10 protein-coding genes and 1 pseudogene are annotated in these 10827 nt (G+C 57.8%); 6 read left to right on the top strand and 5 right to left on the bottom strand.

Annotated elements, in window-relative coordinates; genetic code table 11:
• Positions 1 to 310 precede the first annotated feature (310 nt).
• The gene (locus tag J4E08_RS23135; RefSeq protein ID WP_349540519.1) at positions 311 to 676 is read left to right on the top strand and encodes a hypothetical protein; all 366 of its coding nucleotides are present in this window, start codon (positions 311 to 313) and stop codon (positions 674 to 676) included.
• 127 nt (positions 677 to 803) lie between these two features.
• Here J4E08_RS23135 and J4E08_RS23130 read toward each other — a convergent pair whose 3' ends face one another.
• Positions 804 to 1265 carry a helix-turn-helix domain-containing protein gene (locus J4E08_RS23130; protein ID WP_349540518.1) on the bottom strand — a complete coding sequence of 154 codons (462 nt, stop codon included), beginning with the start codon at positions 1263 to 1265 and terminating at the stop codon, positions 804 to 806.
• 496 nt (positions 1266 to 1761) lie between these two features.
• Between J4E08_RS23130 and J4E08_RS23125 the strand changes: the two genes are divergently transcribed.
• Together J4E08_RS23125 and J4E08_RS23120 are read left to right on the top strand one after the other, a co-directional pair.
• Complete coding sequence (locus J4E08_RS23125; RefSeq protein ID WP_349540517.1) at positions 1762 to 2259, top strand: hypothetical protein; 498 nt, start codon at positions 1762 to 1764, stop codon at positions 2257 to 2259.
• A gap of 572 nt (positions 2260 to 2831) precedes the next feature.
• Positions 2832 to 3965: a bactofilin family protein gene (locus J4E08_RS23120; RefSeq protein ID WP_349540516.1), complete on the top strand. Its 1134-nt coding sequence runs from the start codon at positions 2832 to 2834 to the stop codon at positions 3963 to 3965.
• A 334-nt stretch (positions 3966 to 4299) separates the two neighbouring features.
• Here J4E08_RS23120 and J4E08_RS23115 read toward each other — a convergent pair whose 3' ends face one another.
• Positions 4300 to 4422, bottom strand: a complete 123-nt coding sequence (locus tag J4E08_RS23115; protein WP_349540515.1) for a hypothetical protein — start codon at positions 4420 to 4422, stop codon at positions 4300 to 4302.
• Positions 4423 to 4982: 560 nt separating this feature from the next.
• On the opposite strand from J4E08_RS23115, the gene J4E08_RS23110 reads away from it, so the two are divergent.
• The 3 genes and pseudogenes from J4E08_RS23110 (at position 4983) to J4E08_RS23100 (ending at position 7099) form a co-directional block, all read left to right on the top strand.
• Positions 4983 to 5408 (top strand): hypothetical protein, encoded by a 426-nt coding sequence (locus tag J4E08_RS23110; protein ID WP_349540514.1) that lies wholly within the window; start codon positions 4983 to 4985, stop codon positions 5406 to 5408.
• A 110-nt stretch (positions 5409 to 5518) separates the two neighbouring features.
• Positions 5519 to 5710 (top strand): annotated as a pseudogene (locus J4E08_RS23105) (hypothetical protein); the annotation flags it as partial.
• 153 nt (positions 5711 to 5863) lie between these two features.
• Positions 5864 to 7099: a Tm-1-like ATP-binding domain-containing protein gene (locus J4E08_RS23100; RefSeq protein ID WP_349540513.1), complete on the top strand. Its 1236-nt coding sequence runs from the start codon at positions 5864 to 5866 to the stop codon at positions 7097 to 7099.
• A 238-nt stretch (positions 7100 to 7337) separates the two neighbouring features.
• Here J4E08_RS23100 and ggpS read toward each other — a convergent pair whose 3' ends face one another.
• Genes ggpS through J4E08_RS23085 form a run of 3 tightly spaced genes read right to left on the bottom strand, consistent with a single transcriptional unit; the run spans position 7338 to position 10807 of the window.
• Entirely contained in the window at positions 7338 to 8861 is a 1524-nt protein-coding gene (gene ggpS / locus J4E08_RS23095) for a glucosylglycerol-phosphate synthase (RefSeq protein WP_349540512.1), read from the bottom strand.
• Between the two features lie 3 nt (positions 8862 to 8864).
• A complete protein-coding gene (locus J4E08_RS23090) occupies positions 8865 to 9641 on the bottom strand; it encodes an HAD-IIB family hydrolase (protein WP_349540511.1) in 777 nt (258 codons plus the stop codon).
• On the bottom strand, positions 9638 to 10807 hold the full coding sequence (locus J4E08_RS23085) for an NAD(P)H-dependent glycerol-3-phosphate dehydrogenase (protein WP_349540510.1): 1170 nt from the start codon (positions 10805 to 10807) through the stop codon (positions 9638 to 9640). The genes J4E08_RS23090 and J4E08_RS23085 overlap by 4 nt, the downstream gene beginning before the upstream one ends.
• Positions 10808 to 10827: the final 20 nt, after the last annotated feature.

The raw sequence follows: 10827 nt of genomic DNA, 5'->3' as shown, positions 1-10827 counted from the left end.
ATCCAGGTGCGTGTCGCTGTGCTTAACCGCTACACCGCTCTTGGCATGCCTGTCACAGAGCCCGTGGGGTAACTCCGTCCGGGGAAGGGGGAAGTTCGGCCAGACTTCGATTTGTGCAACAAAGCCCCCTTTTGCGGAATGTCCGCAGTGGGCCGAACTTGCGGCTTCCATACGACCCGTTTAGGCAAACTGGGTGACGGCAACGCCTGATTCTACCGAAGGCCGAAGCCAGTCACGACCGCTGCAATGGAGCCATAGCGGGAATCCTGCCCTGGCCGCAGCGTTGAACCGGGACCGAAGTGGGGGGCGTATGAGCTTTATCGCAGCATTGATAGCAGCAGCTGTTCTGGGAACTGTCGCTGCTTCTCTTGTCGCCTTGCCCAGACGTCCACTCGTTCCCGTCGTTGTGACACTGACAGGGATGGGTAGCCTCGGTGCTTTGTCGTTGAGTTGTGCAAGCCAGAGCTGCCAATCTGACCCGGCAGGCTGCGGAATGCAGCGCGGTTTCGAGGGCTTGGTACTTTGGGCTGCGGCAGCGCCATTGGCTGTTGGTGTGTTGACCGCAATTGCCTGGCGGATCGTGGCGGGACAGGAGGCGAACCTCAAGGCACGCATTGTCGCCTTGGTCACCATGGCGCTGCTGATTTGTGTCCTAGGTTTCAGCATCACCTTCTGAACCAAGAGACAGACTAGTATAGGGTGCCCCTGCCAACCCAAGAATGCTGCGTGTGACGTAAGGCCGGTTCGGGAAGGCTGCGTTGCCGCGATGACCACCTGGCGAATGTCGGCTCAGGGCCGTTGTTTCAGCGGCTAGACGAGGCAGACTGGAGCAGGCGCCCGGTCTTCGCGTTGGTGCTGTTGTCTATGGCCTTCCGCATACGCTGGGCCGATGTTTTGGCCGGTGGATTGATGTGCGCGAGCGGCGCGCCCAGCGCCTTGGCGATACGTGTCAACGTATCGTCACGACCCGCACCGGTCGGTCCGGCTTCGATCCGTGCAATCGCCGCCTGGGTTACGCCGACTTTGTCTGCAAGCACTGTCTGGGTCACGCCGACATGGCGCCGCCACGCGGCAACGGGGTTGAGTCCTAGCTGTACATATTGCTCGACATCGTTAGGGATATTCATTGCTTCCTCCTCGATCTTGGCCACCGCGCTCTCGGCAAGAGAGCAAACGGCGTCCCAATCTTTGCGCCGGACGATCACCATTTCCGTCCCGTCAGGTGTTATGAAGCCCTGCGCCTCAAACTCTGAAGAATCTGCCATGCGCCCTCCATCGGTCTTTCAGGAAAGATAACATATATATTAACGGTGTCAAATAATTTGTTGTTTTTGTGGTTATCGATAGATGGACCGCACGGGCATAGATGTGCTGATCTAAGATGCGATGATTGGGGCAGCCGCAGCGAAAGCCCTTAAAAACCCGCAATCTGTGAGTTCGCCAGACGCCAGATTTTGCCGCTGAGGCGAATGGCGGCTAAGCGGGCTGCAGCCGCAGCATTCGTGAGGAAGCTCGAGCGACCGGTAAGGGCCGCGAGCGACGGCCAGCCCGAGCGCAGGGCCTGCCGTGCGAGGGGCGACCAGGCGCTTGGCCCTGCCGCGCAGCGAAGGTCGGGAGCGAGCCCGGAGCAACGGATGCTGCGGAGCCTGCCAGTGACCTCTTCGGTGAGCCCTGTATTCGACCTGGGTCTGTTGACATTACATCCGACCGCAGACGATCCTTTCTTGAAAGCCTCATTCTGATTTGTAGGAAATGTATTCAATGCCCGACCAGGAAAAACAGAAGCAGCAAGCTGCGCTCTCTTGGATCGTCTGTGAAGCCAAGCGGCATCATTTACCTTATCAGGTCGTGGGCGGGTTGGCAGCGTTGGCACACGGCGGGTCACGGCCCTTGCATGACATTGATTTGTATATGCCGTTCGGCAACCCCAATTGGGAAAAATTTTTAGAATCTACAGGCGAGTACGTTGTCTGGGGCCCGGAGACGATCATTGATGGACAATGGGATCTCACCTATCTCAAGATCAACTATCATGGTCAGAAGATCGAAATCGGTGACTCTGCGGATCTAAGAATACAGAATTACAAAACCGGCGAATGGATTGAGCAAGCCATAGATTACGAATCTTCCGTCTCAAAATCGGTGCTTGGTTGCCAAATTGACGTGATGCCGCTGGGTCAACTGATGGCCTACAAGGCAATTCTTGGGCGGGATGTCGATCAACAGGACATTCGAGACATGACGCTCGTGCGATCATAGCGAACGGCAGAAAAGTCCGCTCTGCCGACCTTGGACTGACAGACCATGCTGCACTATGCCTTGGATGGCCGGTTCGGGGAAGCTGCCCTGCAGCAATAGCCTGCCCGGCGAATGTCCGGAGCGGGCCGGAAGCGACGCTGCGCGCGGGGCGACCAGGCGCTTGGCTCTGCCGCGCAGCGAAGGCCCGGAACGAGCCCAACATTCTCATTCGTCAGACTGCAGCGAATGATCGCTCCAGCTCCGACAGCGCGCCCGGCGTCCGGAAGGGGGGGTAGCGTCCGCGACTGCATCCCATACTGCTCCGCTCGGCGGAACACCTGAAAGATCATCGCATAGGTATGCCGTCGCCGTCGCCGTGTCCACAGTCCAGCAGCAGATTGTACTCCATGGGCAGCGACATGACGCGCGATTGGAGCGGCGTTGGGTAGATGTCGATGGAAGGGGCGGCGCTGACCATCGGGCGAGGATAGCGCTAGAGCGCTGACCGAACGAGCTTATTTTCCTTGCGTTCTGGCGTCGCAAACCTAACAATTCTGATTGTACGCCCATCTAACAGCACTTGCGAGAAAGTTATGGCAACGGAAATCATCAGCTTGTTGGCCAGCGGAATAGCCATAGGGACCTGCGGCCCCACTATTCATGGTTACCTTACCAGTTTTCAGCTTGCTAGGTCAGTAAAGCAAAACGCAGACGAGACGAAATCCACCCTCAGCGATATAGATGGACGACTGATACAAATTGAGAGACGCCTCGAAAAAACCGCGCCAGGGATTTATCGCACAAACCACACAGGGCTTGTGTTTAATTCGAAAAGAAATAATCAGGTGGACTTTAACATTCGAGATATAGAGAGGCTGCGCAGAGGAAACGCTGTTCTCGTTGATCGATCTTTTACCCCTCCCCCAAAAGGGGCTATGGAGGCTTTCACAGATAATCCAGAAAATTTTCTCATTGGCATAACGAAAAGGGACAGCCCAGAGGTCAACTTGGCTCTTATACAAGCCGAAGGGCTTATCCCTTGGCACTTTGTGCGGAATGGTGCAGAGATGGTTGGCTTTGTAAAGAAGGGATACTTAGAAACTCTTGGCCTAAGGTATGAGCCGTTTCTAATCGAGAAAGAAAACGAGGCACGGCATCATGAACCGACAGGACTTCCAGTTTCCACAGAAGGGCTACAGTCTTACTTAGAAGCAGCAAAATATCCGATAAAGAACCAAGTTCAAATGCGTGAAAGTGCAATTGAACGCCAGCACTTGCGCGAGAGTATTACTGTCGGAAATATATACAGCAATCGCTTAATCATAAAGGAAGGTCAGGTCGTTGCTGGAAGTGTCTTTGCCAACGAAATGATCGTAGACGGCATCGTAATTGGAGGGCTTTCCGGAAATAGAATTAGACTAAGCTCGACGGCTAAGGTTTATGGTGATGTTAAACATAATGCGATAGCAATTGAAAGCGGGGCCCATTTCGAGGGAAGCGTACAAAGGCAGGATGCACCACTCGCACAAGTGCCATCAGAATTCACACACCATCTCAATAAAAGCGAGGCAGGTCACCCCTTTAGCTCACGTCTTTCTGAGAGGGAGCTAAAGGGCCTCAGAACCATGACAAAGAACGGATACAATTTGAGTGAGCTCTCGCCTGCCTTGCGAACCGAAATAAAAGAAAAAATTAGCGTGTATTTGCCGATAAATCGCGACAGTTAGTTGAGAGTACTGACTCGATTGTTGGATTAATTGGGCCTTTCTGACTGAAGTAAATTTCACCATGCGCTGCTACTTTCCCGGCATCGTTGCGGAGCGCAGGCTGGTCTTGACGTGAACGGTGGTGCTATCGCCCTCGGGGCCGCGCCCGAAGCGTAGGCGAGGCGGACCTTGAGCGCGAAGGACACCGTCGCGACGTTCCCCTCCATCGCCATCTCGTGGAGCTTGCCGTCCAGCCAGTTGTGCTCATTGTCCGCCACGGTCCAGCGACTCTTGAACCTCAAGCTGTCGCTGCAGCGTAGAAGCCGCCTTTGACCATATGACCGCAATACCCCGCTCAGCTGACCTCGGGCAGGAAGATGATGCTGCACGTTGCCGCGAAGGGGCAGTTCGGGGAAGCAGCGGTGGCCAGCCGCGTGAATGTTCGCAGTGAGCCTTGCAGGTCGGCGACATCAGTCATGCCGAGACGTGCACGAATTTTATGGGAGGCGTTCGAACGTTAAAGGCAATTTGCCTGCACAGTCTGGAAACGGCGCAGGCCAAAGCGTAGGATGTTGGCAAAGAAATGCACGTTCTATGGATCAAATGCCACTGCGGTCACACCGCTGACAACGTCCCTTGCAAGGATCTGGACGTTGCAATGACCTATGCGAAGCTACGGTGCTTGCGTTGCGGTCGGTTGGGGCAGGTCCAAGACCTGCGTCTGTATTGGAACCCAGGCATTAATCCGCATGATGGAGCGAAACACCCGTACAACCCCGCATATATCCCGCACAGTTAAAGCAAGTATTTCATATTTATATAGTTTGATGTGCCGTGTGGGGGCACCATTTACCAAACGCATCCTGCGTCTTCCTGCGCGAATTTAGCAGCAATACAAAGGCTTTGTCCCTTGGATCCGCGCCGTTGCTTCCATTGTCGCGCAATTTCACGCATACAATTCCCCACAAATGACGCACTTCGGTACAGAGTGAGGGGACGGCGACCTTCTCAAAGCAGAACAGTGGCTGGCGCGTACAGGTGCAAAAGCACGGCGTGCGGCGGTCTAAACTGTGGCCGACGAAACGCCAGGCGCAAGATTGGGCCGCGCGGCAGGTATATTTGATCGTCAACGGGGAAAAGGTCGCGACGGAGCAGAGCCTTTCATCTCCGTTCGATCGATACCTTAGAGAAGTCTCACCGAGCAAGCGCGGGCACCGCTGGGATATCGTGCGCCTTGACCGGCTGCAGAGTAACAAGGTCGCGGCGATTCGGCTTTGTGATCTTGACGCGAGCAATTTTTCAGAATGGTGTGATCGCTGGTTGCGTGAGGTTGCCCCCGGATCGGTCAAGCGCGAAATGAACCTGATTGGTTCTGGTTTCAGTACAGCGGTCAATAATGAATGGGGGTTCATGCCGACAAACCCCATGTCGACTGTTAAGAAACCGAAAGAGCCTGCCGCATAGCGTTGATGCGTAAAGGCTGCTCGGGAATCACATCACGAATCCGGTAGGTTAGATCGGTGGCATGCCGAAGGCGTCTTCCCCCCGCTATAGAACCGCAAACTGGTCCAGCTACTACAAGTCGTATCGAAGCCAGAATGCGATGCCTCAAGGCGTTCGGGCGGCGTATCATGGTGCGGGATCCAGTTCGGCAAACTGCTGAGATCCGCATCGCCCTCTACCCGTTTTATGCAACAACGCCGTTTTTCGGTGGCGTTTTTTGGCGGCAGATTTGTCGTGGTCACTATGACTGGTTAAAAAGATAGAGGTGTTTAGTGCGTGTGACCTCGACGGCGGTGCAGAGATGGATTTGCCGCTTGGCGGCGTGGAACAATCCGGCAATGCTCAGGACAGATCGCTTCATGGCTTCGTCAGATAGGTTAATTTGAGAACCTCAAGGTAGTCGGAAAAGGACTAGCATGGCCGACAGGACTATCCTCATCGTGGGCACCTTCGACACGAAGAATGCGGAACTCGACTACATTGCGGATGTGATCCGGGGGCAGGGCGGCGGCGTGCGCACGATGGATGTTGGTGTGTTGGGGGAGCCCGCGAGGTCATGCGATTATCCGAAGGACGTGGTGGCGGAAGAGGCGGGTAGTTCCATCGCAGAGGCCATCTCTTTCGCGGATGAGAGCCGCGCCATGGAAATCATGGCATGCGGCGCGGCCCGTTTGGCCTTGCGGCTTTACCACGAAGGGCTGTTTGACGGGGTGATTGTTCTGGGTGGGACGATGGGCACTGACCTCGCGCTGGACGTCTGCGCCGCCTTGCCGCTCGGAGTGCCGAAATATGTTGTCTCTACGGTCAGTTTTTCGCCCTTGATCCCCGCAGAGAGGCTGGCGTCCGACATCCAGATGATGCTCTGGGCCGGCGGGCTTTATGGGCTGAACTCGGTGTGCAAGTCTTCCTTGTCTCAGGCCGCCGGCGCTGTGCTCGGGGCTGCCCGCGCGGTGGAGAAACCGCAGACTGAAAAACCGCTGATTGGCATGACGTCCTTCGGGAAAACCGTTTTGCGTTATATGGTTGCGTTGAAACCTGCCTTGGAAGCGCGCGGGTTCGAGGTCGCCATTTTCCACGCCACAGGCATGGGGGGACGCGCGTTCGAGACGCTAGCGGCTGAAGGGGTTTTCGCCTGCGTGATGGATTTCGCTCCGCAGGAGGTTGGCAATCATTTGATGGGGTCCGCGCTCTCTGCCGGGGCGGATCGCATGACCAACGCCGGAGCCAATGGAACGCCTCAGATGGTGTCCATCGGGTGTTATGATCTGGTCGATTTCATTGGCTGGCACGACGTGCCGGAGGCGCTGTGCGGGCAGGAGGTACAGGCGCACAATCGCTTGCTGTCCTCAGTCTTGATGACGACTGAGCAGCGGTGCGCCATGGCGCGGGAGCTTTGCGCCAAACTTGCAACAGCCCAGGGTGAAACGGTCTTTCTGCTTCCGATGCACGGCGGCAATGAGTGGGATCGAACCGGCGGGCCGCTCAGCGACCCTGACGGGCTGGCCGCTTTCGTTGGTGCGGTTCGCGAGGCCTGCCCGGCGAATGTTGTGCTCAAAGAGGTGGACGCACACATCAATGATACGGCTTTCGTGGACGCAGTGCTCGGTCAATTTGACCAGTGGTGCACCGCCGGGGTCATTTCGGCACGTTAACTTTCTGCCCTGCAAGAGGGGGATCGTACGCCGCAGTTAACCCCGCGTACGGTCCACATTTGGTGTCCGGGCAAGGGCTCGTCCACAACGAAAAAACGCAACCTTTACCGAACCTAACATTATGTAGGGTGTGAACAGACCGGTTCGCCGAGGTTTTCCGGTCGGTTGTTTACTTTCGAATCAAAAAGCGCCGCGCAAACCCGTTGCGCGGCGCTTTTTGTCATTAACTACGAAAAAATCAGGCGGGTTCGGAGGCGTTCGCCATTTCGTCCGAGCCCAGATCCAATGCGCGCATCTGATCCTCCGCCCAGAAGCGGACATCCTGCTTTTTCACCAACTCGCGGGCGACCTTCATACGGCCCCGGCGTTCGTCCTCATCCATGGCAAGCGCATGTAGCAGAGCGCTGTCCATGCTCTTGTAGCTGAATGGATTCGTCGGAACGGCGGTAGCAATCTCCACCGCGGCACCGGCAAATTCGGACAGTACCAGAACGCCGTCTCCATCCGTCCGGGCGGCGCAATATTCCTTGCACACAAGGTTCATGCCATCAGCGAGCGGCGTGATCCACGCCACGTCGGCGGCGCGATAATAGGCGACCAGCTCCTTGAACGGTACGGGGCGCGAGATCAAGACCAGCGGCTGCCATTCAAAGCTGCCAAAGCGGCCGTTGATCCGGCCTGCCATGCTTTCGAGATCTTCCTGAATTTGCTGATAGGCGGTCATGTTGGCGTTGGCCGCGACGGAGACGTGCATCAACTGGATTTTGTCGCGCAGCTCCGGATGGTTTTCCAGGAGGCGCTCATAGCTTTCAAGCTGTTCAATACCGCCCTTTGTGTAGTCGGTGCGACCCACAGAGAGGATCAGGCGGCGGTCCCCCTGATTTTCGCGGATTTCTGCGAGCTTTTTGGCAGTCTCTTCGCTTTTGGCAAGGTTTTCGATGTATTCCACATCGACACCCACCGGGCTGGCCGCCAGTCGCACGGTCCGTCCTTCATACGCCAGTTCGGTGACGACAGACTGCTCGGAGAGGGCAGAGGTCTGGTTGTTCAGCTCCGGCTTCACCTTCTCACGCTTCTGTGTGTCGACTTCCAGCAGCGACCGCGCGGCGGACACGAAGTTGTTCACATAGCGCGGAATGTGGAAACCCACCACGTCGCAGGCCAACAGTGATTCAAGGATTTCCTTGCGCCACGGCAGGACGTTGAAAATGTCCGCGCCGGGGAAGGGCGTGTGGTGGAAGAAGCTGATTTTCACGTCAGGCCGCAGGGTGCGCAGGTAGCCCGGCACCAGCCATAGATTGTAGTCATGCACCCAGACCACGGCACCCTCGGCCGCTTCGGCAGCGGCGGCTTCGGCGAAGGCCCAGTTCACTTCGCGAAACGTGGACCAATCGACGGGGTCGTAGTTATAGCGTTCCTTGAAGCCGTGCAGGATTGGCCAAAACGCTTCCTTGGACGTGACGTGATAGAACGATGTGACCTGCTCCGGCGTCAGCGGCAGGCGGGACACGTTATAGGTGCCATAGGCGTCCGAGATCTCCACGACGCGTTCAAAGTCGGGATGTGCCGGGTCGTCTGAGTTTTTCCACGCCACCCAAGCGCCTTTGTCGAACCGGCCAAAGAAGGACTTCAGCGTGGGCACGATGCCATTCGGTGACTTGTTCTCATGGTATTCGATCTTGCCGTCTACCTCGACCTCTTCGTAAGGCTGACGGTGATAGACGATGACCAGATTGGAACGTTCTTTCGGATCGGACGGCATGGTTTATCCTTTCGGCGTGTCGTGAAGGTCAAGCGCGGCGATGGCTTCGAGGATACCTGCGGCGCCGTGAGCCTTGGCGCGATAGGTGTCGTGGCCATCAAGCCGGGCGACCAGATCGGGTTCGGAATTGCCCACGGCGACGGCGGGCAGGCCGCAGACCAGCATGGACAGATCGTTGAGGGTGTCCCCGGCGCACAGCACGCGCGCCTCGGGGATGCCCAGATGTTCGACGAGACGACGGATGGAAGGGCCCTTGGAGACCCCCTTGGGCAGCACGTCGAAATACTTGTTGTCGGAGATCAGCCAGTCGAGGCCCATCTCTTCGACGCGATGCTTGGCGCTGTCGTCGAAGCTCGCAGTGTCGAGGTCATAGCTTACGCGGTATCGGAAGGGTGTCGGCTGCAGCGTCAGACCGGGGTGCCCGTCCAGCGTGGTGCGGACGACGTCGCCGCTGTCTTTCCAACGGTCGGCAATGTCTTCTTCCAAGGCGGGAATGGGGGTGACGTGACCGTCTGCCGTGACCTCTGCGATTGTCGTTCCGACGTCGCCAACGACGTATTCAGGCCACGGGAGGTGGCGATCACGGCACATTTCCATGATAAATTCCGGATCGCGCCCGGTGACGAAGATCAGGCCAACGCTGTCGCGGTTCTCTTCGATCCAGCGGTACAGTTGGTCACGCTCGGCATCGGTGCCACCTAGAAAGGTTCCGTCAAGGTCGGTGGCCAGAGTAAAGCGGCGGTCGGCAATGGCGGGGCGAGGGGTGGCGTGCACGTTCACGACGGTTCTCCGAATTGCAGGGATTGTTTGGGGGCGGGATGGGCCAGCAAGAGGTCCATGCCAAAGGGCTCCGCCTCGATCGGGCGGGCCCAAAGGGCGGAAAATGCCTCCTTGAGGTCAGCGCCTTCGTGCAGCACGGAATGCACCGTGTCGCAGATCGGCATCGGCACACCAACCCGTTTGGCGAGGTCCGTGACGGAGACTGCGTTGACTTCGCCCTCTACGACGACATTGCGGCCTTCAAAGCAGGACGGACGCGGAATACCTTGTCCCAGCTGATGGCCGAGCGACATGTTCCGCGAGGTGGTGGAGGAGCAGGTCAGTGTCAGATCGCCTGCGCCGGACAGGCCGGTCACGGTCTCGCGGCGTCCGCCCAAAGCGGTGGCGAGCAGCTTCATCTCGTCGATGCCGCGTGTGATCAGGGCCGCGCGCGTGTTCTCGGCAAAGCCTGCGCCGGACATCATCCCGCAGGCTATGGCGATAACATTCTTCACTGCGCCGCCCAGTTCGACCCCAACGAGATCGTCGGAGACATAAGGGCGAAAGCCGTTGCCGGACAGCGTCAGTGCCAGTCGAGCGGCAGGGCTGGCGTAGGGCGACAGGCGATCCGTGTAGGAGAAATTGAACGCCACGGTCGCGGCTGTCGGGTGGTCCAGCGCGGTTTCACGAGCGAATGTCGGGCCGGAGACGGCTCCGACCGCGTGGCCCGGAAGCTCATCAATGACCACTTCGCTGAGCAGCAGACCCGTGCGACGCTCGACGCCCTTGCAGGCCAGTGCGATCGGGATGCCTGTGGGCAAGTGCGGCGCGATGGCCTGGCACATGGCCCGCAGGGTGGAGGAAGGAGTGACGAGAAGAACGGCCTCTGTGCCATCAAGCGCCTCTGCCAGATCGCTGGTCGCTGTGATGCCCTTGGGCAGGTCGATGCCGTCGAGGTAATCCTTGTTCTGGCCTGTCTTGTTGATCGTATCGGCTTGATCGGGGCGGCGCGACCAAAGTCGGACCTCATGTCCGTTTCGGGCAATCACCGCAGCGAGAGCGGTGCCCCAGCTGCCTGCACCGAGAACGGTCACGCGCGTGTACGGGGCTGACGATGCCTTGTCTTCGGGGCCGTCACTGGGGGTAGAGGCGGGGTTGGTGGGGATATCCTTGATCGGGTGCTCCATTGGTCCACTTGGCTTTCGCG

The organism is Sagittula sp. NFXS13, assembly GCF_040148795.1.
GTDB classification, from domain to species: domain Bacteria; phylum Pseudomonadota; class Alphaproteobacteria; order Rhodobacterales; family Rhodobacteraceae; genus Sagittula; species Sagittula marina.
This window is presented reverse-complemented; position numbering and strand designations above follow the sequence as displayed.